Annotated in this window: 18 protein-coding genes; 5 read left to right on the top strand and 13 right to left on the bottom strand. The window is 46.0% G+C overall.

What is annotated here, in order from left to right:
• Nucleotides 1-110 precede the first annotated feature (110 nt).
• Nucleotides 111-2,369: a glycoside hydrolase family 127 protein gene (locus NLX73_RS21550; protein WP_254327295.1), complete on the bottom strand. Its 2,259-nt coding sequence runs from the start codon at nucleotides 2,367-2,369 to the stop codon at nucleotides 111-113.
• Between the two features lie 130 nt (nucleotides 2,370-2,499).
• Between NLX73_RS21550 and NLX73_RS21545 the strand changes: the two genes are divergently transcribed.
• The 3 genes from NLX73_RS21545 to NLX73_RS21535 all read left to right on the top strand — a co-directional run bounded on the left by NLX73_RS21545 (nucleotide 2,500) and on the right by NLX73_RS21535 (nucleotide 5,577).
• Nucleotides 2,500-3,393 (top strand): AraC family transcriptional regulator, encoded by an 894-nt coding sequence (locus NLX73_RS21545; RefSeq protein WP_254327294.1) that lies wholly within the window; start codon nucleotides 2,500-2,502, stop codon nucleotides 3,391-3,393.
• A gap of 197 nt (nucleotides 3,394-3,590) precedes the next feature.
• Complete coding sequence (locus tag NLX73_RS21540) at nucleotides 3,591-4,529, top strand: YwqG family protein (protein WP_254327293.1); 939 nt, start codon at nucleotides 3,591-3,593, stop codon at nucleotides 4,527-4,529.
• A 229-nt stretch (nucleotides 4,530-4,758) separates the two neighbouring features.
• Nucleotides 4,759-5,577 (top strand): alpha/beta fold hydrolase, encoded by an 819-nt coding sequence (locus NLX73_RS21535; RefSeq protein ID WP_254327292.1) that lies wholly within the window; start codon nucleotides 4,759-4,761, stop codon nucleotides 5,575-5,577.
• A gap of 185 nt (nucleotides 5,578-5,762) precedes the next feature.
• Here the strand turns inward: NLX73_RS21535 and lacZ are convergent, their stop codons facing one another.
• The 7 genes from lacZ to NLX73_RS21500 all read right to left on the bottom strand — a co-directional run bounded on the left by lacZ (nucleotide 5,763) and on the right by NLX73_RS21500 (nucleotide 17,100).
• Nucleotides 5,763-8,807: a beta-galactosidase, LacZ type gene (gene lacZ, locus NLX73_RS21530; RefSeq protein ID WP_254327291.1), complete on the bottom strand. Its 3,045-nt coding sequence runs from the start codon at nucleotides 8,805-8,807 to the stop codon at nucleotides 5,763-5,765.
• A gap of 52 nt (nucleotides 8,808-8,859) precedes the next feature.
• On the bottom strand, nucleotides 8,860-9,684 hold the full coding sequence (locus tag NLX73_RS21525; protein ID WP_025722097.1) for a carbohydrate ABC transporter permease: 825 nt from the start codon (nucleotides 9,682-9,684) through the stop codon (nucleotides 8,860-8,862).
• A complete protein-coding gene (locus NLX73_RS21520) occupies nucleotides 9,681-10,577 on the bottom strand; it encodes a carbohydrate ABC transporter permease (RefSeq protein ID WP_069081021.1) in 897 nt (298 codons plus the stop codon). Before NLX73_RS21520 ends, NLX73_RS21525 begins: the two co-directional genes overlap by 4 nt.
• A 101-nt stretch (nucleotides 10,578-10,678) precedes the next feature.
• Nucleotides 10,679-11,968: an ABC transporter substrate-binding protein gene (locus NLX73_RS21515; protein ID WP_039274127.1), complete on the bottom strand. Its 1,290-nt coding sequence runs from the start codon at nucleotides 11,966-11,968 to the stop codon at nucleotides 10,679-10,681.
• A 404-nt stretch (nucleotides 11,969-12,372) separates the two neighbouring features.
• Nucleotides 12,373-14,187: a cache domain-containing sensor histidine kinase gene (locus tag NLX73_RS21510; protein WP_254327290.1), complete on the bottom strand. Its 1,815-nt coding sequence runs from the start codon at nucleotides 14,185-14,187 to the stop codon at nucleotides 12,373-12,375.
• A 38-nt stretch (nucleotides 14,188-14,225) separates the two neighbouring features.
• Entirely contained in the window at nucleotides 14,226-15,785 is a 1,560-nt protein-coding gene (locus NLX73_RS21505) for a response regulator transcription factor (protein ID WP_254327289.1), read from the bottom strand.
• Nucleotides 15,786-16,125: 340 nt separating this feature from the next.
• On the bottom strand, nucleotides 16,126-17,100 hold the full coding sequence (locus NLX73_RS21500) for a nitronate monooxygenase (protein WP_254327288.1): 975 nt from the start codon (nucleotides 17,098-17,100) through the stop codon (nucleotides 16,126-16,128).
• Between the two features lie 206 nt (nucleotides 17,101-17,306).
• Between NLX73_RS21500 and NLX73_RS21495 the strand changes: the two genes are divergently transcribed.
• Entirely contained in the window at nucleotides 17,307-17,930 is a 624-nt protein-coding gene (locus tag NLX73_RS21495) for a TetR/AcrR family transcriptional regulator (protein WP_254327287.1), read from the top strand.
• Nucleotides 17,931-18,027: 97 nt separating this feature from the next.
• Here the strand turns inward: NLX73_RS21495 and udk are convergent, their stop codons facing one another.
• Complete coding sequence (gene udk / locus NLX73_RS21490) at nucleotides 18,028-18,663, bottom strand: uridine kinase (RefSeq protein WP_254327286.1); 636 nt, start codon at nucleotides 18,661-18,663, stop codon at nucleotides 18,028-18,030.
• Nucleotides 18,664-18,738: 75 nt separating this feature from the next.
• Entirely contained in the window at nucleotides 18,739-19,260 is a 522-nt protein-coding gene (locus NLX73_RS21485; RefSeq protein WP_254327285.1) for a ClbS/DfsB family four-helix bundle protein, read from the bottom strand.
• Between the two features lie 372 nt (nucleotides 19,261-19,632).
• Here NLX73_RS21485 and NLX73_RS21480 point away from each other — a divergent pair, with 372 nt between their 5' ends.
• Nucleotides 19,633-21,726, top strand: a complete 2,094-nt coding sequence (locus tag NLX73_RS21480) for a pectate lyase family protein (RefSeq protein ID WP_254327284.1) — start codon at nucleotides 19,633-19,635, stop codon at nucleotides 21,724-21,726.
• A 91-nt stretch (nucleotides 21,727-21,817) separates the two neighbouring features.
• Here NLX73_RS21480 and NLX73_RS21475 read toward each other — a convergent pair whose 3' ends face one another.
• From NLX73_RS21475 to NLX73_RS21465, 3 genes are all read right to left on the bottom strand, one after another.
• A complete protein-coding gene (locus NLX73_RS21475) occupies nucleotides 21,818-22,162 on the bottom strand; it encodes a hypothetical protein (RefSeq protein ID WP_069290836.1) in 345 nt (114 codons plus the stop codon).
• A 147-nt stretch (nucleotides 22,163-22,309) separates the two neighbouring features.
• Nucleotides 22,310-25,273 carry a DEAD/DEAH box helicase gene (locus tag NLX73_RS21470; protein WP_254327283.1) on the bottom strand — a complete coding sequence of 988 codons (2,964 nt, stop codon included), beginning with the start codon at nucleotides 25,271-25,273 and terminating at the stop codon, nucleotides 22,310-22,312.
• A complete protein-coding gene (locus NLX73_RS21465) occupies nucleotides 25,270-26,925 on the bottom strand; it encodes an SWIM zinc finger family protein (RefSeq protein WP_254327282.1) in 1,656 nt (551 codons plus the stop codon). Before NLX73_RS21465 ends, NLX73_RS21470 begins: the two co-directional genes overlap by 4 nt.
• Between the last annotated feature and the right edge of the window lie 26 nt (nucleotides 26,926-26,951).

Here is a 26,951-nt window from a genome sequence, read left to right as displayed (position 1 = left end):
CCCGGATTTCCACCGATGAAGGGTTTTATTCCAGAAATCCGGGGGGTGGCGATGGAAAGCCCCATCCGACTGCGTAGTGGCGCTATAGTAGATTTATATAGATAATTTGATCATACAATAGAATGTCTGATTATCCGCAATCCAGCCACTTTCGCCACCTTACCTTGTGGATGGGCTTTGAATTGAATCGTCACTTCATTCTTGTGGTTTGTCACAGATAGAGGAAGCTCATAAGCAAATGTCTCGAATTTATTCATTTCCTCGGACGCCAGCTTGCCTTCCCCTAAAATCTGACCATCCGCAGTAATGTCAAAGTCACTATGGGGACGGCTCAAGTCCTTCAAATAAGTGACCGCCAATTGGACAGGCTCATCCGGAAGCACCTTCATGACAAAAGAGAACCAGCCCCCTGGCCAGGTATCGCGATATTTGCGGTTATAGATGGACCCCAGACCTACATGCTCGCCAGTAAAGGCATGATCCCGTTCAGGCTGCATTTCGGCAGGCTGCACAACGTCCACTGTAAGTCGTTCCAGCTTTAGCTGATACGCTAACGCGGTACGATATTCTGCCTCTGTTGCTGCCCATTCCTCCTGGGAAAAGAGATCCCAATAGACGGTATATGAACGATCATACATCTGATAAAACGGACGAAGCTCCAAGTCTCCGATATAGCCTAAGTCGGTCATATGGAACGTATTAGGCTCGTTCCCGTCAGCAATCAGCTTCGTTGTCAGGGAATCGGCCGATCCGATCAGAACAGACGCAAGCAGACGTTCCTCGTTGGACTCCTGTTCAACAGGGCCAAGGTCCCCAGCCAGTACAAGCGGGCCGTACATAAATGCAATTCGGCGCGGATTGTCCGGCATTTCCTCGACTCTCACGGTCATAGGAATGTCGTACTCGATCGTATCCCCATTGTTCCATTTCCGTTCAATTACAACGTAGCTGGTAGGACAAGCCTCTGTGACGTACTCTTCCCCGTTGATTTTAATTATCATCCCTTGCTCCGCCCAATGCGGGCATCTTAGCTTGATCGCGAAGGATTTGGGCTCCTTGCTGATGACGCGTAGCGTTCCCCGTCCATTTTGCGGAAAGAGAGTGTCTTGTTTGAGCTGCACGCCCATCTCGTCCCATGTCACGGTAGAAGGGACATATTGATTGACATAGATCGTTTCTGGCGTGTGAAAATAAATCGCAGTGCCGTACATGGAGTGACTTTCCATACCGGACCCGACACAGCATGTAAAATCCTCATATTGAGAATTAAAGGACTTGTGTCCTCCCATTTCCAGCGATACAAAATAGCACACACGTCCATCTACAGGCTGCTGTGAAGCCAGGATATGATTGAACATCGCTCGTTCATAGTAGTCGGCATAGGCTGCATAGGCATCCCACTCGAACATATGTCTTGTTAATTTCAGCATATTGTAGGTGTTACAAGTTTCACAGGTACCTTCGCCCAAACGGTCATTCAGCTTCCCGGGTTCACCAAAATGTTCATTATAACTATTGCCGCCGATCACGTAGGAATGCTTGTGAACAACCCGATCCCAGAAAAAGCGAGACAGGTCCGCATATTGCGGTTTGCCCGTCATTTCATATTGCCGTGCAGCGCCAATGATTTTGGGGATTTGCGTATTGGCATGTCGCCCTGCCAACGTATCTTGGCTATCCGCGAGATCATTTAGCACCTCTCCGTGATAAAAGCGTTCCGCCAGGCTCAGAAAGCGTTCTTCTCCCGAATGTTCCGCCAAATCCGTTAGAACTTCATTCATACCGCCAAACTCGCAATGCAGCACCTGCTGCACCTGATCATCGTCCAGCCCTTGGAGTACATCCTCCAGCCAGTTGCCGAGTTTGATTTCTATAGACAGGGCCTTGGGATGATGCGCCAGCAGATGTGCATCACGCAAGCCCGCAAAAAGTTTGTGCATGGTATATAGTGGCACCCAACCGCCGTTCAGATCAAAGCCCTGGGAGCGGATATCTCCGGCTTTTACTTCCTCAAAAATCTCTTTCCCACGTGGAATGCCGGAAATGTATCCGTTTCCATGACTGTTTTGGCATATTTCCAGTTCGTCGACCACATAGTCCACGCGTTCCAGCAGTCTTTCGTCGCCTGTGGAGGCAAACATCAGCGCACAGCCGGACAGGTAGTGACCGAGTGTATGCCCGCTGATGCCACGCGCCTCCCAGCCTTCATAGTGAGCCGCTTTGGGCTTCAGTCCCGCATATTCACGAAAGCGCGATAATAAACGGTCGGGTTCCAAACTCAGCAGATAGGCCGTATTCAGTTCCATCGCATGTAAAAGTGGACCGGAATCAATTCTTACTTTATGCAAGTCAAAAGCTTTAGCTTTCAAAATCATCGCTCCTTAGCTAAGATGAAAGTGTATATTTCTCCACTACATTAGCATTGCAATCGCGGTATGTCAGTAGCTTAACCATACAATGGGTGGACAAATCCGAACATGAATCTAAAGAGGCGATAACATGACCTATCTGAAAGTAAATGTAGATGCTCCGGTCCAACTGATCTCGGCAGGCGAGTTTGTTTCCGAGGTGCCTTGGAAGCATATGAGTCGTTCCATTGAGAATTTTGAGCTGATTCTAGGCGTCCAAGAGACGGTATATATACGGGAGGAACGGGAAGATTTTGAAGTAGGCGAGGGAGATATTCTATTGCTGTACCCCGGTCGTACGCATAAAGGATATAGGGAGTCATTGCCAGGCGTGAAATTTTATTGGTTTCATTTCGATGTTCCCATAACCCCGAATGTATTATCTAATGAGGAAATGAAGCAGGAAACAAGTGCTTTGGATGGACGTTTGCAGCGACATGGTGTGATGCGTGATATCTATTTACCGCAATGTGTACAGGCAGACAACGGAGATCGGATTCATATTATTGTCAATCAGATTTTGCATGTAGCCAACTCACATTATCTTACGTATCACAGCGCAAATTATTTGTTCACCTCGCTACTGATCGAGATATCTGAACTGGCGCTCAGCCGCTTGCTTTCCAATCCTGTCAGTTCACAGGGGAATGTGAGTTTTAACAAAATTATTGAGTGGACCCGTATTCATGCCGAAGAGCCGCTGACCGTGACGGATTTAGCTCGAAAATTCAATTACAACAAGGATTATATCTCTCGTTTGTTCAAGCAAAATACAGGCATGCGCCCCTTGGAGTTCATACACAGTATTCGTATTAACAAAGCCAAAGAGTTGATTTCCCGTACAGATATGAGCATTAAACAGGTTGCCGAAGAGGCAGGATATAGCGATGAGAAGTATTTTATGCGTTTGTTCAAAAAGAGAGCCCATATGACTCCTTCCCAATACCGGAATGCCTATCACAAAACATTTATGAACAATGTCTAGTGCATTTCCGCTTGGATCGTAAAGGCAGAGCTGAATATATCCACCATTCACTTGCAGCGAAGATCGATGATTTGACCGAGGACTGACCAACCTGTCACCAGAGAAATAGCTTGTCAGACTGTAATTTGGTAATCTGATATAAGAGATCAAATGAGAGCAAGCAATACATAATACTTCATGAAAAAGGGGCGAGCGAGATGCTACAACCACCATTAAAGGATGAACTGACTCGAATACTGGAAGGGCATTCACTGGATGAAGATTTAAAAGAAGAGATTCATCAGGAAGCTCAAGTTGCTATACAATTTCATGTGGAGCATGAGGAAAACTACGAACACATTGGCAATAGTCGGATCGCCGGCTATCCAGATCTGCCACCCACAATAGAGTGGCCTTGTAATTCAGACGGGGAATATTATACATTTATTGCTCAAATTAATTTGGGCGAGCTACCTTTTTCACCATTTGAGGGATTGCCTCATCAGGGCATACTTTACTTTTTTCTTGGGCTGGATGAGCCCGCCTATGATATTGACCATAAAATCTTTTACTATAACGGTGACAGCAGCGTTTTGCAGAAAACATTACCGCCCACTGGGCGCGTAGAGGTGTTGGCGGAGCAACGGGGTTTCACCGCGTATGCAATTTCTTTTCATCCGATCCTGACGCTACCATCGGAGGGTGAGCTAGGAGATATTCTTGTAGATCAGTACGAAGAGCTTTATGAGCTTCTATATGAACATAGCGACACGGTGTGGGGGCAGCATCAATCTTTTGCCGGGAATACCCGGCGGGATGCTTATCTACGCCGAAACGGGCTGGAGGGTCTTCTGTTTAACTGGCATAAGAGTGAGAGTCAGATTCATAAGGAAATCGAGCAAGCTATGCATAGGGGGAGTACGGATTATGCGGAGCATTTACGATCCGAGGTGTTGCCTCAGCTGCAAGAATATCAGACGAATCGGGAAAAGCACGATCAGGCTTCGGAAAATTGGCATGTTCTGCTCTCGGTATCTTCTTTGGACGAGGTCGGTATGTGCTGGTGGGACGCAGGGTATTTGGAATTTTTGATCGATCAAAGAGACTTGAAGAACCTTGATTTCTCGAAGACATATGTCAATCTTGCTACGAGCTAGCTAAAGTTCTAGACTGGGAAAATAAAGTATTAAAGGGACGTTGCTTCATTAAGCTCACGGGCAGGTTAGTTTAACTCCAGCAACAAGAAAAGGGAACAAGCGTTCTTTACATGTGTTATATATGAGTATATAATCAAAACGAACCGGAGATCTGGTTTGCTTGATAAAACAATGTAAATTCTTCTTTGGTGTAAGAATATTATAAATAACTCAATTTTGGAGGGTCTATATGCCATATTGTAAAGTCAAGAATGCCAATATATATTACGAGGAAATTGGTAAAGGCAAACCGATTATAATGATCCATGGTTTTACACCAGACCATCGGTTAATGAGTGGGTGCATGGAACCGATATTTGAAGGTAATTCTGATTGGCGTCGTATCTATCTTGACCTGCCTGGAATGGGACAAACAAAGGATTACGATCAAATATGTAATTCAGATGATATGCTAGAAGCAGTTATAAATTTTATTGAAACTCTTGTCCCAAACGAAGATTATCTCATAGCAGGCGAATCGTACGGTGGATATATTACAAGGGGAATAATTAATAGACATAAAGATCGTATTGGTGGAGCTGCTCTGATTTGTCCATTAATTATTCCTGAACACAAAAGAAGAATACTGCCCGAGCATTTTGTTGTTCATTGTGATCGCGAGTTTATGGGCACCTTAAGTGAAGAGCAAATAAGTGATTTTAGCGCAAATCAAGTCGTTCTCAATGAATATAATTGGAAAAGGTATTCTGAAGAGATAGTGGCAGGTTGTAAGATCGCTGACTACGATTTTCTTAGCAAGATTCAAAGAAACTATGGGTTTTCCACCAATATAGATAAATTAGTTTTTGATAAACCAACAGTATTTACTCTTGGGCGACAAGATGCAGTCGTTGGTTACATAGATGCTTTTAGAATTTTAGATAATTATCCTAGAGCAACCTTCGCTGTTTTAGATCGAGCAGGGCATAATCTTCAGATTGAACAGGCTCTATTATTTGAGTCACTTATGCGTGAGTGGCTTGAAAGAGTAACAGAGTTTGGATTTTAGTTTGATATTAATCCATGAACTAACGGGAAACGTTGATTCAATGAAACAACGACAACCTAGGACATTATTTTCTGCTGACAGTATGATTGGAATGATAAAATGCTAAAGCCCTTCCGGCTTTCCATGAGGGAAGCAGCGGAAGGGCTTTTGTTATATCTACTTGTCTATACAGTGAGCGTGCTTATTTATACTCGTTGCACGGTAAATTCGAATTCCAGCTTTTGATCGGCTGCAATTTGGTATTCTTCATGTACTGGAGCTCCCCAGCTGTCATCGCCGCCTACACCCATTTGCTTGCCAGCTACGGTGACAACGGTGTAATACACGTTCGGCAGCTCATACAGATGGTATGCACTTTCCAGCTCAAATGCTGTATACGGCGAAATGTTGCATTCCACCGGTGCGGTGGCAGGTGCGGTAATGCGAATGCCCCGCTGGGAATCATCAGTAATATCGACACGGCGCACGCCTGTACGATTGCCGGATTCCTGTGGTACAACATACCCGGACACGTTATCCGCAGCTTCGTTACGGAATACGCCAAGTCTAGCGCCATAGGCCCGGTCAATGTAATTCTCCTCCGGTCCCATCGCATACCAGTCCAGATGGCGATAGTCTGCCGGAACCTTGAACGAAAGGGCAAAGATCGGTAGGTTAGGCAGTCCTGATACACCTTCATAGGTGGATTTTACGTTCAGGCTACCGTCGGCGAAGACGGTGTAGACTACCGTTACCTGTACGTCTGCATGAATGCTCAGCGTGTAGCGGAATGTAACGGTTACACGGTCTGTCTGCTCTTCCGTGACCTCGATGCCCACACATTTACGTGTCAGACTTGCAGCGAACCAGCCACCGGCTTCAAAGCCTAGTGCGGTTCCCCGATCATTGTCTGTGGTCGCTCGCCAGAACAGCGGGGCAGGAGGCATGGCGATCATCTCACGTCCGGCGTAGCGAAGTGAAGTCAGGCTGCCTGCTCCTTTGGAGAACATCATACTGAAATCTGCACCGTGAACACCAATGTTAACATCGCCATACACCACTCGTAAGGCACCGACCGTAGGGATCTTCAGTGGATTTGGATCTTCCACGATGAAAATATGTTGTCCGAAGGCCACTTCGTGTCCAGCCTCAGCCCAAAGCGTCGCTTCCTTCAAAACCAGAGCGGTGTGAATAACGTACTCACCAGGCTTTCCATCCGTATTAGGGAACGTTAGTGGAATATAGGCTTCGGTCTGAGCCGCTACATCTACATGAATGGCATTATGTGCGATTTCTTGGCCTTCATGCAGCAGGCTATATACTAACTCATAGTCGCCTGTTCCCTCGAACAGGTTTTCATTGCGCAGGGTTACACCGCTGCGATCCGGGGTGAGCTTCAGATTTTGATACAGGAATTTGACCTCCTGCATCTTCGGCGAAACCTTCCGGTCTGCATAGACAATTCCGTCCGTACAGAAGCCATAGTCTGTAGCACGGTCGTCAAAGTCGCCGCCGATCGCGAGGTACTCGCGTCCGTAGCGATCTTTTTTCATAACAGCCTGATCAATATAATCCCAAATAAAACCGCCCTGATACAGCTCGTATTTGTTCTCCAGCTCTGTATACTTGTGCATGCCGCCTACGGAATTGCCCATCGCATGCATGTATTCGCAACTGATATACGGCTTTTGCGGATTGTCGTTCAGATATTGCTCGATATCTGCGGGTTTGGCGTACATCCGGCTCTCCATATCGCTGGTATCATCGTACGTACGGTTGTGAAACACGCCTTCGTAGTGCACCAAACGGCTCGGGTCGGTGGCTCGGAAATAGTTGGCGACATTGCGCAGCACTTCACCTGCATACGACTCATTGCCGCAGGACCAGATTAGAATGGATGCATGGTTTTTGTCCCGTTCCAGCATGGAAATGGCGCGATCCATGACGATATCCTGCCATTCAGGCAGATTGGCGGGAATATTCCACGATGGCTCGACGGCGCCGAGTTTTTGCCAGGAACCGTGTGTTTCCAAGTTCATTTCATCAATTACATAGACTCCGTACTCATCGCATAGCTCATACCACAGAGTCTGATTTGGATAATGAGAGGTGCGAACAGCGTTCATATTGTTCTGCTTGAGCGTCCGGATATCCCACAGCATATCTTCACGGGAAATCGCACGTCCGGTGCGAGCGTTAAATTCATGGCGGTTCACACCTTTAAAGACGATGCGTTTGCCGTTCAAATGCATGACCTTGTTGATCAGCTCAAATTTACGGAAGCCAATTTTTTGTGGAATGACTTCCACGAGCGATCCACTGGCATCATAAATTTGAATGAACAACGTGTATAAATAGGGTTTCTCGGCACTCCAACGCTGCACTTGCTCCAAGGTTGCTGACAGCGAAGCTGTGCCATCCGTAAAGTCAGCTTTTAAAGAAGCTACAACATGGCCGGCAGCATCTTTCACATCGACAGTTGCATAGGCCGTTGCCGGCTTTTCCAAGGTCAATTTCAGTTCCAGAAGACCCTGTGTGTAGGAAGCATCCAGATCCGCCTTGGCATGCAGGTCACGTACGTGAACCGTAGGGATGGTATAGAGATATACGTCTCTGAAAATACCGGAAAAACGCCAAAAGTCTTGATCCTCTAGCCACGCTCCCGTACTTCTTTGATATACCTCTACTGCCAGCTTGTTTTCGCCTGCTTGCAGGAACGGTGTCAGTTCAAAATCAGACGGTGTAAAGCTGTCCTCGCTGTAACCGACAAATTGTCCGTTCAACCATACATAGAAAGCCGACTCAACGCCTTGGAAAGAAATGAACACAGGCTGCGCGTCGGAAGCCATATTTTCCGGCAAAACAAAGCTTTTGATATAGCTCCCGACTGGGTTGTGATCCTCCGGAATATGGGGTGGGCGAACGTCCGAATGTCCGTCCCACGGATACATCGTATTCACGTACTGCATTTGGCCAAAGCCTTGCGTCTGAATGTGACCCGGCACCTGAATATCGCTCCAGCCGCCGTACTCAAAGCCTGGGGTATAGAATTTTACCGGACGGCTGGCTGGATTCGTTGCATAGTTAAACTTCCAGCTCCCATTCAGGCTATGACGCCAAGCCATATCAGCTTGCTGCTCCGCTTCCTGAAGCGTAGCGTAATATTTGTGATCGGAATAGGCGGGCAGCCGATGTACAGCAAATTTGGTTACGTCGGTCAGCCAGTCCAGACTAGGGGTATGCATGGTCAAGGCGAACACTCCTTATTTTTAAAATGAAATGAAGAACGTACACAGAAATCTGTTATTTTACCGAACCCACCATGCCCGCTACAAAGTGTTTCTGCATCAGGAAGAATACCAGTGCAGTCGGCAGTGTGGACAGGACAATGGCGATCATGATGACACCGTAATCCGGTGCATAGCTGGAGCCGAGGTTCGAGATCAACAGCGGAATCGTTTGATTCTCCGGCGTTTGCAGCACAATCAGAGGCCAGAGGTAGTTGTTCCAGCTGGACATGAATGTGATGATCGCGGCAGCGGCATAGGTTGTTTTCATCGTAGGCATATACACCCGGAAGAACAGACCCAGCTCGGATAATCCATCCATACGACCTGCTTCCAGTAGATCCTTTGGAAACATCTTGGTGCTTTGACGGAAAAAGAAGATCAGAAATGCCGTAGTTACGGTCGGAATGACGACAGAAGAGAGTGTATCAATACCGATCCATGGTATGACATTAGAAATGCTGCCGAACATCCGATAGAGCGGGATCATGATCGCCGCAAACGGAATCATCATAGACATCAGCAGGATATTGAAGACAACGTCTTTCGCTTTACTTCTGTAAATTTCAAAGCCATAACCGGCCAGTGATGCGATTAGCATAGCCAGCAGCGTAGTTGAGATAGAGACTTTTGCAGAGTTACTTAGTGCGGTAACGATGTCTACTTTTTCGAGCAGATTGTGCATGTTATCCATCAAATGGGAGCCAGGCAGAAGCTTGCCTTTGGTCACATCGACCGACAGGTTCGTGGAACTGGATAGCATCCAGAGGAACGGGAAAATCGAAACGAACGACACAATGATCAGAAAGGCGTACGTAAATGCTCTTTTTGTTTTCATCATTTTTTCTCACCTGCCACTTTGAACTGGATAATCGACAAGATAATGATCATAATGACGATGGAATAAGATACGGTCGCCGCATAACCAAAGTCGGATGAATATTTGAAGGACAAATTGTAAATATATTGCGAAATTGAAGATGTTGCGTTCCCTGGCCCACCCTTGGTAATATTCATAATTTCATCGAAGAGTTGAAGTGTACCAATCGTTGATGTAATCGAAGTGAACAGGATAATCGGCTTAAGCAGTGGAACCGTAATGCTGAAAAACTGTCGGATCGGAGAAGCTCCGTCAATACGGGCCGCTTCGTAGATGGAATTGTCAATGTTCTGAAGACCGGACAGGTAAAAGATCATATTATAACCAGTCCAGCGCCATGTGATCGCGATAATAATCGTAACCTTGGCCCAGAAAGGATCTGTAATCCATTGGATGGGCGTGCCAATCACGTGCAGATTCAGCAATAAGGAGTTTACCAGACCGTCGGACGAGAACAGGTACTTGAAGACAACCGAATATGCTACAAGGGATGTGATACACGGCAAGAAGATGGCTGTGCGGAAAAAGCCCTTGAATTTCAGGTTTTTATCATTCAACAATACCGAAATGAACAGAGCCAGGATGACCATCAAAGGTACTTGGAAAATTAAATAGATAAACGTATTCTTTACGGCGGTTATAAACATTTTATCGGTGAACAGTCGCTTGTAGTTATCAATGCCGTTAAAGCTCAGATTAGACCCTGTACCTGTCTTAAAGGACAAGATAAGCGCCTGAATCATCGGATAGAAATAAAAAGCGGCGATCATGATCACTGCGATGGATATGAACAACCATCCTGTCATACCTGCTTTGAGACGTGTTGTAGTTATTTTGGGCGCGGCTGTCTTCATACCATGTCAACTCCCTGTGCAGCAATAAAACCTTGAACTCGCAAGCCCAAGGTTTTAAGTGCTTATCGTTTTATTGTTTAGCCTTGGCTAGATGGAATGTCTTATTTAAGCTGTGCTTCCGCCTGTCCTTGAGCATCTTTCAGAACTGCGTCTACATCTTTTCCGTTCAGATAGTTTTGAATTTCAACGGTCATGATATCCTCAATGGCATACGTGTGCAGGCCATAATTGACTTTTGGAACTTGTTTAGTCCATTCTGCAAATTTCTTGTATACTTTGTCCCCACCGAAGTACGGATCTTCCACGTCATAAGCTTTACCACTGGAAGCTGCGTTCAATGAACCAACAATTCCAATTTTGCTCAGCATATCTTGATACAGCTCTGGATCTGTTCCGAATGTCTCTTTTAGGAAATCAGCAGCGGTATCTTGACCGTCCGAGTTAAGGACATACCAGGAGCTGCCGCCGAGGCTGGAAGCATTCACGGATTCAGGTATATTTTTCAGCTTAGGGAAAGGAACAACGGCCCATTTACCCGATTGCGAAGCTTCTGCTTTGATCGAAGGTGTAATCCAGTTACCTGTAGGTACGGAAGCAACTGCACCGCTGTTGAATGCGGCCAGGAACTGACTCCAGTCGGCATTCATTTTAACAATGTTGGCGTCGAACAAGGATTTGTACGTCAAGAGCGCTTCTTTCAGCGCTGGATTACCAGCCAGGTTTGGTGTTTTACCGTCTTCTTTCAGGTACCATGAACCTGCGGTTTGGATCATACCACGGATCAGACCGAGGTCATTCGGATCTTGAGTCAGCATTTCTTTGCCTGTTTTTTGTTTTACGGCTTTACCAATTTCAATAAATTTGTCCCAATCAATATTGGTCAGGTCTGCTACTTTGTAGCCGGCTTGTTCCAAATAATCCGTTCTTACATACAGTCCCATAACACCGGAGTCGAATGGAACACCGTATTGCTTGCCGTTGTAGCTAGTCGGTCCGATTTTATAATCAGCGAAGTCGGATGCTTTGATCGTGCTGCTCATATCATGGAAAGAATCGGGATAGGCTTGCAGGAAGTTCTGTGCCCGATAATCCTCGATCAGAACCACGTTCGGCAGTCCTTTGGTAGAACCAGAGTTAAGACCGGCATTCATTTTTTGTACGATATCGTTTTGGGCATATTCAACAATGTTTACGGTTACATCTGGATGTTTGGCAACGTAGCGATCTTTTGCCAGCTTCAGGGCTGCGATATTAAAGTTCGGGTCCCAAGCCCAGACGGTGATTTCTTTTTTGCCTGAATCTGTGGTAGTAGCTGCTTTCTCGGAATTGCTGGAGCACGCGGATAGCAAGATCAAGCTTGCAATCAGCAGAAGGAAAGTCATTTTTTTCATTTTGTTCAACCCCTACTCTTTTTTTATATGTTGCTTGCTAGTTCTAAACCTCTCAAATGAAAGCGGTTACCTTATTTATAAATCTAGTGTACCATCCATACTTTGTTGGTGTTAGGAATATCTTTATACGGATTGGTCTTATTATTATGATTTATCAAAAAAGGTACCGCTTACATTTGTATTTTGTTTTGGTTTAGGTACTTTTTTTAGGTTGAACTAAAGTTGTTCACGAAGCGCCACTGCGCGGCCGGATGGTGCTTCCCATCGCTGTTGTATCCAGATTTCTTTATTCAAATTATATAAGGTTGAAATCCGGATACAAAGGCGACCGCTACGCTTGTACAGCACCATTCCGCCCACTCCGTTCTTGTTCCACCTTCTTTGTTTAGTTCAGCCTATATTTTTTATGGGGTAGGAGGGGCGGGTTTTACGATCAATGGCAGGGTCATTCTGACTTTGGTGCCCTCGCCTTTTTTACTGGAGATGGTCACGCCGTATTCTTCTCCATATAAAAGGGTAATGCGGTTGTGTACATTCTGGATGCCGATGCCTGTGAACAGTTGGCGCTTGCTCTTGGGATTCGGCAGTCCGTCCTGCGCCGTATGCCCGTCCAATTCCATACCGTCTCCATCATCGACCACCTCACAGATCAATGTATCCTCCGTTTTGGACACCAATATATAGATGTGGCCTACATTTTTTTCATTAAACGCATGGAAAAAAGAGTTTTCGATAAAAGGCTGAATGATGAGCTTGGGCACATGGTGCTCCAGACAATCGGGTGATACAAAATAATTCACTTGTACCCGCTGCCCGTAGCGTACATGGTTAATGAACACATAATTTTGCATGTTGGCCATTTCCTGCTCGATGGTGATCGTTTCACTCACATTGCTGATTGTATTTTGCAGTAAGGAAATGAGCGCATTGATCGTCTCGGCGGCTGTCTCCTTGTTTCCTTTGAGCACCAGCATTTTGATCGAAGCCAGTGTATTGTACAGAAAATGCGGATTGATCTGCCGTTGTAGTGCAGCAAGCTCTGCGTTCCGTTGACCCTTTTGCGTCTCTAAAAGCTTACGGATATAGTCATTTAGTTCATCCAGCATGTAGTTGTAAGCATGACTTAATTGTCTAACCTCATAGCTGCCCGTTACCGGGATATAATTATCGAAATTTTTCTCGCGTATGGTCGACATTTGCTTCACCAGTCGAGTCAGCGAACGAATCAGTCGACGGGATATCAGAAAAACGATCACCAAAGCAATCAGTACGATGGCAATGCAGATCCATACAACGGATTTAACGTCAATAATTTGCCCAATGGCGGCTTGTCTGTCAATCATGTTCACCAGATAAAAATCAAATGAAGGGATATAGTTGGAAAGGAGGATACTCTCCTTACTCATCACATCCGCATTAATGTAGTTAAGTCCCTGTTCGTTGATTTTTGTGGCATAGCCTAGCAGCTCACTGGAGCGTTGTCCGATCAGATCCTGGCGGTTGCTCGATACAATCAGTCCCGACTTGTCCAAAATAAGCACATCATTGCCGTTGCTCGTGAAATTGTTATAGAAACGGCGAAATTCAGGCTCTCGGATAGCGATGTAGATCATGCCGTACAGGGTGCCGCTGGTCCGCTCCATAAATGGTTTGGAGGCGATGATATAGGGTGTTGGCTTTTGCGGGGTACTATTCATTTGTTGCTGCAACAATTCAGTATCCAATTGATACATAAGCTGTGCCGGTCGTGCTACACTTCGGGCTGTAATAGCACTGCTCTTAAGCTCTTCCGCAGTTACAGGCCAATAGGACGAGTCGGAGTAAAAGCTCCGGCCATTCAGACCTGTTACAGCGACACCGACATCATAGGCATCGACGTTCGATTTAATTTGCTTCATTTGCTGTGCCATTCCGAAGTAAATCCTCGCCGAGTTAATCGAGTCAGATTGACCGCCAGTCAGATAGTTCTTGACCGTTCCATTTTCCGAAGCATGGGTTACGGCATTCACGATAGAATCATTGAAGGATTCAAAGCTGGATTGAATCTGGCTGAGTACCTTGGCATTTGTAATACTGAATGTCTCAGCAAAAAGTCGTTCAGACATCCGAATCGTCACCAAAGAGGTCAGCAAGGACACCGCAGTGATGCTGACCACCATAACAATAAAGATTTTGAAGAACAGACCTTGATATTTGATCTTATGGATATATCTTTTCATATGCAATCTCTTTTCTACTGGCAGATGTGGCTTACTCTCTAATAGAGATGCTCCCGGCGGTACTGACTGGGCGAGTAACCCTTCACTTTTTTGAACACTTTGGTAAAATAGCTGGGGTCCGAATAGCCTACCGTGCTGCTAATATCCGAAATGGACATCGTCCCCGACCGTAGTAACTCCGCGGCTTTTTCAACCCTAATTTTGTTGAGATACTCGCTAAAACCTTCTGTATGGTGTGCCGTAAAATAACTGGACAAGTAGGAAGGGTTAAAGTGAAAATATTGCCCAAGTGTCGTCAAATTGAGCGTTTCAGCATGATGCTCCTCAATATACTCCAGCAGTTTTTTCATGCTTGCACTACTTCCTTGCTGTGTTTTAGCCATGATCTGTCTGTTCGCTTCCTCCAAAAAAGTCTCCAGAAGGCGCACGGCTTCATGTACATGAGGGGCATCATTAATTGTTTTGAAATAGGAATATTTCGCCGCATCCAGCTCCTTCATATCATACCCCTGATTCCCGAGCAAAATCGTAATGTTGAACACGATATTTCCGAGAAGCGATTTGAATTCAAAAGCGGTAGAGGTATAGTTACCGGACATGGCAGCTACATAGGATCTCAAATCCTGAAAAGCTGTATCAAAATGCTCACGCTTCATCTCTTCTGTAAATTGTTTTAAGTTGAACGAGCTGTTCACCTGTACAGGCGGAGGGAGTTCGTCTTCTATTAGCAGCGCTGTTCCTGGAAAATAAAAGCGGTAACTCAGCAGTTTTGGCAGTTCATTCTGATAGACGTCACTAATCTGATTGAAGTCATCAAATAAATGGCTAACTGCCCAGCCTGTCTGTGGATCCACCCGCTTTGTCTCCTGAGCAACTTCCCTAACCGCAGCCATCCAGGCGTCTACTTCCCGTGGATCAAGATTGGCTAAAAACATAGCCGCATAGAGATCAGATGGCAGTTGTCGCAGTACGATGTACTCACAGGCAGAGGATACTCGATCCGTAAGCTTGGAAAATAGGTCCGAGGCAGAGATGGAGCGCCCTTTATCCTGCTGTTCCAGCTGTTCTATACCTATGAGCGCAAAACGGGCATAAGGAAATGCTTGCTTGAGCAGCTCGGCGTCATAGTCCATGCTATACCCGGAGATCAGCTTTTCGATCACATGATCTATCGTAATTTGACTATTCCCGGCATCTGCTTGATATTGAATGGATGGAATTTTGCGAGCGGTTCTCTGGAGCACCTGGAGCAGCTCATCCGTGTCTAGCTTGGGCTTTAAAATATAGTCAGCAACCCCTTGCTGAAAGGTGGATCGCACGTAATTAAACTCGCCGTAACTGCTAAGTACAATGACTTCGATATCTGGATAGTTCTGTCTGACTATGCGCGTCAGCTCCTCGCCATCCATGATCGGCATTACGATATCTGTAATGACTATATGAGGGCGCAAGGTTTCAATTAGCTCCAATGCTTCTTTACCGTTAGAAGCTTCACCTACAATTCGAAATCCATACTGTTCCCACGACAAGTGGTGTTTAATCCCTTGCCGTACCAATATCTCATCATCCACAATCAAAATGTTGCATAGCTCATTCATGGCAGCACTCTCCGTAATTATACCTATTCGAGGATTTTGCAAAAATCCTAATTCAAAAAAGACCTCCATCACGTGGACGTCATATCATCTGAGGCACATATTTGACAACGCTTCCAACTTAACTTAAATCTAAAGCATTTAATCTTTACATGCTAACATAAACCACACGGGGATTCCAAGGATATCTCAAACTCATCCTTTCATATAACATATCGGTTGAAGCCCCGATGAGTATTACATGGAGAAGGCGCTATATACATGGGGATTTTGCAAAATCCTGACATGAAAAATGAAGGAAACGGAAAAGCATACATGCCTTTCCGCTTCCTTCATTTTTCAATCAAACTTCAAATTTATTTATCTTCGCTATTGTCTCATGATATCCTGTTAATACACTACTTATGATGTCTTTTACGCTCTTAATCTCAGTTATTAAGGGTACGATTTGTCCCACCATAACAGCGCCCTTTTCTTCAACATCGCCTTCCAGCATTGCCTTTTTCAAAGAACTTTCGGCAACTTCTTTTAGTTTTACTGCCGCCTCTTTTTTGCTATAATTGTTTTCAATCTCAGTCATTTCCACTGAAAGCTTGTTCTTCAATTGTCTGCATGGCTCATCTGTAGAATATCCTGTGATTACAGTCTCCATATCACCAGCTTTTAACATAGCGTGTTTTACATTTGGATGTACTGTTGTTTCCTCTGCGCACATAAAAATGCTTCCCATTTCAATGCCGTCAGCACCGAGGGCGATAGCTGCTGCCATTCCTCTTCCATCTGCAATACCGCCAGAGGCTACCACGGGTACAGTTAAGCAGTTCGCTGCTTGCGGAACAAGAACCGTTGTTGCTTCATAAGTAGTATGCCCGCCGCCTTCCCAGCCTTTTACAATAACTGCATCCGCACCGGCTTTCTCGGCAGTAATTGCATCTTGAATGGTACTGGCTTTTACGATTATTTTTATTCCTAATTCATTCCATATAGAAAAGTATTTTTGAGATAATTCCAAATCAAGACCTACTAAGGTATCTGCATAAATTACAGGAGGCTTTTCCTCTGAGGCAACCTTTGTTACATGATCTAATAAGGTATGATTCATAATTACATTGATCGCAAATGGTTTACTAGTCATATTTCTTGTAGCAATAATCTGGTCTCTTATAAAATCTAAGGGGGCAAAACCTACTCCCAGTACACCAAGACCTCCGCTTTCAGAAACCGCGGCAACTAATGGAGCTGTTGAAACCCAAGCCATAGGTCCTTGAATAATTGGCTTTTCAATTCCCAAAACTTTACATAAAGAATTGTTAGACATCAAAGATTCCTCTTTTCATCATTATATACATAGACACTCGAAGCCGTTTTGATGTGCTAGAGCCAGTGTCTTATACTAAATATTATATGAAAGAAAAAGAGTGAAAAATATCACTAAGTTTTATGCCGAATGTTGTTTAAACAACAATACTTTAGCTTTTGTTGCTTAAATCAGAGCCAAATTAATGAATTGGAGTGTGAGCAATATTGAATGAGCTAAAAACAACTGATTTGCGTGTGATTAAAACACTCGAAAATATAAAATATGGGTTCTCTTTCTGTATTCGTCAGAAGCCCTTTTCATCTGTTTCTGTAAAAGATATCATAACTGCGGCAAGGATTAATCGCTCCACCTTTTACAAGTATTATGAGGATAAATACCGATTGAGAGAGCTGTTAGTGAAATCAACATTGGAAGAACTTTCAGAAAACATTAACTTAACCTCTCTTAATCTGGAAAATAACAAAATGGATGAAGCCTTGAATGCTTTACAAAAACAGCTTCAATTTATGTATAATCATAAAGATTGGTATCTTTTATTATGGAATGAGAACCTGGAGCTATATGTCTATGAAGATATGGTGCGCTTGTTTGAAAAGAGAGCGAGGGAATGCTTTTGCGGAAATAGCATTGAAAAAGAGTCTACGAACAAGGGACTTTTAGAAAAGCAAGAATTATTAGCTCGCTTGTTTGCATCGTCCGCAATGACAACAGTCAAATGGTGGTATGAATATTCACCAAACACTGCCCCGAAGGAAGTGGCGAATATTATCTTGAACGATATTAAATATGGATTGCATCGCACCTTTCTGCAAGTTACAACGATATAATATATCATTGAACCAACGAGAGGCTCGCACAAGCAGGGCATGATGACTTCCCTGCTCAAATACGCGCGTCCTCGACAAGGGTACTCGATCTCTCAATTTAAACAGTACCCCATGTCCGATCTCCTGCTAAATATTTCTCAGTCAAAATAGACAGCAGTTGAATACCAACCTCATTGTGTCCTCCCTCAGGAAGGATCAGGTCAGCGTATTTCTTGGAAGGCTCAATAAATGCCTCATGCATCGGCTTAACGGTAGTCAAATAGTGATCGTGGATCGAATGGATGGTGCGGCCGCGTTCCTCAATATCGCGAAGAACCCGACGGAGAATGCGCACATCAGGGTCAGTATCCACAAATACTTTGATGTCAAGCAGGCTGCGGAGTTTTTCGTCTGACAGTACGTGCAGACCTTCCAACATAACGATATGATTTGGCAGAAGCTCTACCGTCTCGTCCGTGGAGCGGGCATGAACTGTAAAGTCATACACTGGCGCTTGTGTCGCTTGTCCTTTTTTCAGACAGTGGAGATGCTCAATAAGCAATTCGTTGTCAAAGGCAAACGGATGATCATAATTGACCAAAGCACGTTCATCATAGCTCAGATGTGAATGGTCTTTATAATAGTTATCCTGAGATATGAAAGTCACTTTATTAGATCCCAGACGCTCAACGACGGCGCGTGCTACCGTCGATTTACCGGAACCTGTACCGCCGGCAATACCAATAATAAGCATGGCGTTTCACTTACCCTTCCCTAAATGTATCCCGATACAACTCAAGTATTGTAGCACAATGCACACTTTTTTTCATCACTGTTGGACTTTGTATTTCTTCCATTTCCGTATCTTGGCTCTGAATGTTTTAAACGGTGCCACCGAGTTGATATGAATCCATCTTACCATGGGCCAGTTCGGATTAGTCCCTGTCCAGTTGTGAACGCCTTGAGTGAAGAGCTCTTCATGACTAAGTGTGTCGATCCAATCCAGCCACTTTTGCTCAGCCAACTTGAACATATCGCGTAATTCACGTAAAGATTGGTGGGAGTAGGTCTTGTAAAATGATTGATATAGTTCACCTAGTCTATTCCACTTATAATTGGGGGTGGGCATGATCACGGTTTTTCCTTCCCGTTCGTCCCTGTCCCATGTCATGACAAGATGAAGCCATCCGAGCTGGTAGGCAATCATTTCTGCGGGTGTTTTATCTACTTCAGGGATACGAATATCCTTTTGGCTCTCGTCGATCTCCTGGAACTCACCGTCAAATCGTAAGTAGGAAGTATGAATGGCTTCCTTTAACTCTGATTTGGAGGCGTATTCGTAACTGGACATCTCATCGCTCCTTTAAATGATATGGATGATACTCACCCTTTATATGTACCATTCCCAATATGACAACCGTATGTCTTATTCAAAAATAAAAAAATATCGTTTTTTGTGATTTTATGAAATAGCATTTAGCGTGTTCACGAAACAGGATGCAAAATTAATAGAGAAATTAAGACAAAAGATAAGTAATTAGACATATTTTAATATTTATTTAAGTGTCTATAATTATTGGAGTATAGCGCTTAGGGCCCTCATTGGTGTTGGAATATTATTCCCTTCATCAGTACGTTATATACCGTTGGGCATGTCATGTCCGATAAACGGTGCAACCTTTGCTTTAGTATTCATGAATCTAATCGAGAAGGAGACTGTTATATGAAGTCGAGTTTGTTAAAAAAATGTGCAAGTGTAATGTTAAGCAGTACGTTGGTACTGTCTTTATCATTACCGTTGCTGGGTCATGCACATGCGGATGGGAATTTACAGATAAGTGATGATTTTGAACAAGGGGAAGCTCAAGGCTGGACCGCAGGATCGGGGAACTGGTCTGTGGTCAAGGATGGGAATGGATCTACATACCAACAATCTAGTCGAAGCGAAAGCCATTCCGTCAAAGGTAATGCCTCATGGACGAACTATAGCGTGCAAGCAGATGTATATGTAAATGATTTTAATGGCTCCAATCGAGTCTACGTTGCAGGTAGATACACAGATTCCAACAACTTCTATGCAGCTTCGTTGTACAACAAAAAAGACGGAGCTCTTGAGATTCGAAAAAAAGTCAAAGGTTCTATGAAGACATTGGCTACCCATAAAAAATACAAACTGGATACGAATACATGGTACAGAGTTAAGCTGGAACTATCCGGTTCAGAAATCAAAATGTATGTCAATGATCAACTGGAGCTGTCCGCAACAGACACCAGCCTCACTGCTGGAGCCATTGGCTTGGTAACCTCCAAAGCAGCTGCCCAATTCGATAATGTGATGGTATCCGGTGCTTCTTCTGAGGTAGATCCAGGAACACCGCCTGTGAATCCGACACCAGATACAGCACAACCGACTCCTGGGGTGGACCCTGATGTAACCTCCAAAAATAACTATAATTTGACGGGATTTTCGTATGGTAACACCGGTGGTGGCAATATTGCGGATACCGATGCCAACTACAAAAAGGTATACAATGCTGTAGATCTCAACGAAGCACTGAAGAAAGGCAGCAAAGTCAAAGTGATTGAGATTATGAACGATCTTGATCTCGGTTGGAATGAAATTCCTAGTGCTGCCAAAGTAATGCCTTTTAGTGCCAACAACCCTGTACAGACGCATCCTGTTCTGAAAAAGACAGGTGTGAGCAAAGTCTATATCGAAAATATGAATGGGGTTACGATTTTCTCTGCCAATGGTGCGAAAATCAAACATGCTGGCTTTGTCATCAAAAGAAGCTCTAATTTGATTTTCCGTAACCTCGAATTTGATGAGCTTTGGGAGTGGGATGAAGCAACCAAAGGGAACTATGATAAGAATGACTGGGATTATGTTACCATCGAAGGTACAAGTTCCAAGGTATGGATCGACCACTGTACATTTAACAAAGCCTATGATGGTTTGGTAGATGTGAAAAAAGGTAGTAACGGAGTTACGATTTCCTGGTCTTTGTTCAAAGGAGATGACCGCAGCTCCAACAGCTGGGTAACCCAACAAGTCAACGCGATGGAAGCAGACAAGTCTTCCTATCCTATGTACGCGTATCTGAGAAGCAGTGCAGTAGGCATGAGTAAAGAAGATATCATTGATATTGCAGCAGGACAAAAGAAGGCTCATCTAATCGGTGCTACGGAAATGGCTTCCGACAATGCAGACCTGGAGGTGACGCTGCATCATAATTACTATCTGGATATCCAGGATCGCATGCCTCGTCTGCGTGGTGGTAATGCTCATGCATATAACATCGTTATGGACGATGCCGGATTGGCCAGAGCCAAAAAAAGAATTACTTCTGATATGGCTAAAGCAATTGCTGCAAAAGGATACCATTTTGATGTCGTGGGTAATGGTGCAATTTCAACAGAAAACGGCGCGGTGTTGCTAGAAAAATCGTATTTAATTGATGTATTTTCTCCAGTGCGTAATAATCAAAAAGATCCTAACAAAGCGGATTACACAGGTAAAATCAAAGCCGAGGACGTTATCTTTTCGAACAACGGTACCGTATTCAGAGGAGGCAGTGACGATGCGAATAGCCCGTTAGCCCCTTATCCTGCCAAGACCAAGGACTTCTCTTGGAATGGGTTCACAACGTTGCCATACAGCTATACAACCGAAGACCCTGCCAATCTGGTTGCTCAATTGCAGGCCAAGGATGGAGCGGGTGCAGGTAAGCTGAACTGGTCGAGTGAAAACTGGCTCAAAACGGTGTACAATACGTCCGTTACGAAAAATGCAATAGTGGAAGAAGATTCCGAATAGGTAGGCCATATAAAAAAGCAGCCAGTACAGATAAGCTCTGTTGCTGGCTGCTTTTTTTGTTAACTACGTCTAGGCTGCGTTCGGTACGAACTTAACCAATAACGACAAACGAGGATACGCCAGCAGGTACGGATCTAACGCGGAATAATACTCCATCATCTCTAAAAGTACGCAGAATATAAGGCTGGTTCGTAGGTGTGCGGACTCTGCTGAATCGGGCAGTACCAAAGCGGTCGAAGCCTGCAGCTTGCACAAAGGTTCCATCTAAACGGCGCAGTGTTGCGAAAAATCCAGACGTGTTAAAAGGCACACCATCATTGTTAGCCCAAATGACTGTAAAACGGCGCAGAGTTTGTGTAGGGCTCACATTGCGATATCTCGTAACAGGAACCTTTCTGCCCGTAGATTTCAATGTTTGCGGAGGACGAATGGCCACTTCAAATCAACTCCTTTGTTGTGATGAGATAGTAAATGCACACAAAGGAGTTTTGGATTGTGTTATAAACTACGACTTCTTATAAATAGGTATATACCGAACTCAAAATGACACTCCATGTACATTATCGTTCGATTTGGGTCCTTATCATGCCCAATCGCGTCGTAGCGTAAAGAGGTCTTTTAACGCGTCTGTAGACAGCTCAGTAATCCAGCCCTCGGTACTGGTTATGATTTGGTCGCTAAGCTGCTGCTTGCTTTCCAGCATTTCATCAATGCGTTCCTCCAGCGTGCCCAACGAGATAAATTTGTGGACCTGTACATCCTTCGTTTGTCCCATCCGGTAGGCTCGGTCTGTGGCCTGATTTTCAACAGCTGGATTCCACCAGCGATCAAAGTGAAAGACATGGTTGGCAGCCGTTAGATTCAGGCCTACCCCCCCGGCTTTGAGAGACAAAATAAACACGGACGGCTGCTCGGCAGAGGGGAGCGTGTGAGATTGGAATTGATCAATCATTCGGTCACGCGCAGTTTTGGATGTGCTACCGTTCAGATAGAGCACAGGCTCTTGCAGCTCCTGAGCGAGTACCCGCTGAAGCATCTGTCCCATACCAATATACTGTGTGAAAATAAGGCAGCGCTCGCCCTCCTCCCGCAGTTCCTTGACCATAGCCAGAATGCGCTCCAGCTTGGATGAACGGCTAATGACCGCTTCAAGATCGGACTGACTATAACCGGAATCCGCAGCATTCGGGAGTGCCTCCTTGGTTAAGAGGGCAGGATGGTCACAAAGCTGCTTCAACTGGGTAAGGGCGGATAAAATGGCTCCTTTCCGTTCAATCCCTTCCAGCTTCTGCATCCGTTCCATCAACTCTTTGACAATCTGGTCATAGAGCGCGCCCTGCTCAGAGGTCAGATGAATGTACGTTTTCATCTCATTCTTGTCAGGCAAATCAAGCTGTATAGCTGGGTCCTTCTTCTTGCGTCGCAGCATGAAAGGCTGAACCAGCTTTTGCAAATCTAACGTGCGCTGCTCGTTATGTTCCTTCTCAATAGCATTAATGAAGCGATTGCTAAAGGCGCGTGAACTGCCCAGATAACCTGGATTGATAAAATCATAAATGGACCATAGCTCGGACAAGCGATTTTCAATAGGTGTCCCGGTCAAAGCGATCCGATGACGTGCAGGAAAGCTGCGCACGGCTGTGGATTGCTTGGTTTGCGCATTTTTAATGTTTTGCGCTTCATCCAGGCAGACTGAATCCCAAGTCATGCTTTGCAGCAGCTCTTGATCCAGGGTTGCCGTAGCGAAGGAGGTCAGGATGACATCGGCCTGCTCGACTTCTTCGCGGAACAAGTCTCCCTGCTCCCGCTTGCTTCCATAGTGCAGCATCACCTTCAGCGAAGGGGCGAAGCGGCTGAGTTCCTTTTGCCAGTTGCCCAGCACCGAAGTTGGGCAAATCAGCAGCGAACTGGAGCGGATGCCCGTCTCGGCGGCAATATCCTGTAGGTGCAGTAAATAAGTAATAAACTGCACTGTTTTACCGAGCCCCATGTCATCGGCCAGACAGGCACCCAGTCCAAAACGCCGTAAAAAGGCAAGCCATGCATACCCGTCCCGCTGATACGTTCGCAGCTCGGCTTGCAGCCCATCCGGCACGTCCAATGCAGGCCATTCCGACTGTCGTCCGAGCTGGCTGATCAGCTTCAGCAGATGGGCATTCAGCTCGACTTCCAGTCGGAAGCGTGCCGCATCTTCCGGCTGCTCGCCCGAGGCGTCGCCTTCAGGCTCGTCGGCGTTGCCGAGCAGGTGTAGCTGTAGGATGTCCTGAAAGGACAATCCCTGAGCACTGTCGATCCCGGCCATGGCCCGGCGGATCTGCGCCAGCAGCGCGGGGTCGAGCGCGATCCATTGCCCGCGGAAGCGCACCAAGCGCTCGTTGCGAGCGACCAGCTCGGCGAATTCCGACTCGCTCAGATCGGCATCGCCAATGGCAACACGCCAATCGAACTGGACAATCGAGTCCAGTCCGAACAGCGAGCTGCCCTTCGTGCGCTCTCCCGCCCCTTCGCCCGGGCGTACCTTGGCCCGCAGCTTCGGCTTCTTACGGGTAGCTGCCTCCCACCAAGCCGGGAGCAGCACCTGCCAACCGCTTTCCAGCAGACGCTGGCTGTCGGTCGTCAGAAATTGCCACGCCGCTTCGTCGGAGAGCGGGCGATTCAGCACGTCATCGCGGCTTCCGGCACGCTGCCCGGCAGGCAAAATCGAGGTCAAGCGTTCTAGCCACCCGGCTGAGCGCTCACGGACATGTGCTGTCCAGGCATCGGGCCATAAGCCGGATGCGTACCCATCATCGGCGAGCTGTACAGACACCAGCAACGCCGGGTCTTGCTTGTCCTGCAACACAAGCTTGAGCTGCCAGGACGGCTCGTCGTCCTCCAGCTCTGGCTCCAGCAGTTGCAGAAGCGGCCGAAATGGCGCGGTATCGGCTTTCCAGCCGATGGCGATGAGCCAGGCCCGCGCGTCTAGACCCGCCGCGGCCGGGCGGTTGGGGGCGAAGAGAATCGGATATTCTCTTCGCAAATCGGCGGCTTCCGCTTCGGTGCCGTACCAGCGCTGAAATACGGCAGCCGAGAACGCCGCTATCAGCCCATCCTGCTCGTCCTTCTCCAAGCTGCCTAGCAAAGCAAGCTCTGCCGGTTGGATGTTTTCCAGTGCTTCCGCATCCCACATCCATTGCAGCTTCCCTGCCTGGAATGCCGTGAAGCTGGGCACATATGCTTTCGCTTCGATACAGTGAGCAAGTAAAGGGATCAGCCGAAGCCACGGGGCATGGGCCTCGTCCCAGATCCATTCGATATGCTTTAGAAGCTCGCGCTCTGCCAGAAAAGGAATCACCTGTTCCGAAGGCAGCAGGATAATATCCGTATCTTGAACATGTTGAATCTCCAGCTCGGTGCCATAAAACGACGCCTCATGCCAAGCAAACAAACGCTGCTTCAGAATTTGGCCGGAAATGCTATAGTTCATGGAGGAATCGCCATAGATCAGCGCGTCTCCATAGGTAGTTAATTGGATATGCACGGTAATCGTTTCGGTATATTGACTCATGATAACAATTTCCCTTTCCGCAATTCCTCCTGTAGCGCCCGCAGGCGGCTATGACGGCTGGTGAAGGTCGTGAAGAACAGCTCCCAGCGTGATTCTTGCTTCATTTTCTTGTACAGCTTGAACAGTCGCTTTAACAGCTTGACTGCTGCTTTATAGCTGGCCCTGTTTTTTTCAAGCACATAACGTTCTACCGCTTGATGGTAAAAGGGGAGTAGTAACTCAGGCGCGTTCTTTTCAATGGGCTGTAACACGCTCACTCGAAAACTCAATGGTTCACTGCGTATGCTTAGCTGATAGTCGATCCATGACCGCCATTTTTCGTGGGCAAGCAGCGCCTCTTCATACATTCCTCCGGCAAATGGAAGCATACCCACCAGCGTGTCCCACATGTCCTGCTCCGCTTCTGGAAGGTGCTGCAAAACCACATCCCAATCATGCATATAATCCTGTAAATGGTCATCCCGATGACTGTGAAGCAGGGGACCGATATGCTGCAGTCCGTCCTTGAGACGTGCCCAATCCTCGGCTTTGCGCAACGCCTGTAAGAACAAAAGCAATTGGTTGGAAGAGATTTTTAGTGGAAAAGCTCGTTCCGCTTCCTGAAGAAGTACCCAGGCTTCATTATCCTGCGATTGGTAAATATGCATCCAGCTACGAGCCAACATCCACGGAAGTCGTGCTAAAGTTGTACCGAGATCCTCCTCAGCCGCCTGTAAATGTTGTAATTCCTCCGTATATATGCTGGAGTCCTGTCTTTCGGGGTGCACCCAGTTCAGCCAAAACTGATAATACGTGTCTGAAAAATAAGTACCGTTACGCGATTCTGTCAGCATTTTTCGGCGCAAATAAGCTAAGGTTTCTGCGATACGGGCTTCTTGCATCGATTCATCGGTCAGCTCCAGCGGGCTTTCAAAATCACGCTCGATAGCTTCTTTAAGCTCATCGGCAGCGATTTGCGTGTAATACCCCATATAGGTATGAGAGGGATAGCCCGGCATGGAAGACTGAGGCACCAGCTTTTCCAGCACACGCAGATGAGCATGCAGTCCGTATAGCTGTTGCATGCCGGGTGAAAGCGGTGGCTTCACAGCATAGATCGAGGCTAAAGCGCTTTGGACATATTGGGAATTTTGTGTGTTCACACGGTTAAGGGCGATACACTGATCGAACAGATCATGCCACTCTGAAATGGGCATGTCTGGTATTTTGCTTGCTGTTTTACTGAGAGCGTTTCTTGTTGCTTCCTTGTGATCCGGTGAAAGATTCGACCGGGAAGGAGGTGTGGTACGCGTGTCAGCTTTTGCCGCCAATCGGGTGAATTTCGCCGAATGAGCGTTCACTAAAGCATGTACAGAACGTTCCTGTTCATTCGCGTAATTCAGTAGTACGGCGATCATATGCTTGCAGTTGGTGTGGACAGGGCATGTACATCTGCTGGCAGCAAAAGCACTCAAGTGGAGATCCACCTCGTATAGCTCGCTTCCATCCACGACAGCTGCAATATGATCGGCATCAGGCATTGCGAATTTTTTTACCTTTCCTTGCTTAAAATACTGGAAACCTCGTTTGATCGTCACGTCATTAAAATGGTCAGCCACGTTTTGAATAAGCTGTTGCCACTGTATATCATCCATAAGATAGGTTGGTTTCATATGATTAGTCTCCTAAGAGAGAATAG

It is taken from the genome of Paenibacillus sp. CH40 (genome assembly GCF_024213605.1).
GTDB lineage: Bacteria > Bacillota > Bacilli > Paenibacillales > Paenibacillaceae > Paenibacillus > Paenibacillus polymyxa_B.
This window is presented reverse-complemented; position numbering and strand designations above follow the sequence as displayed.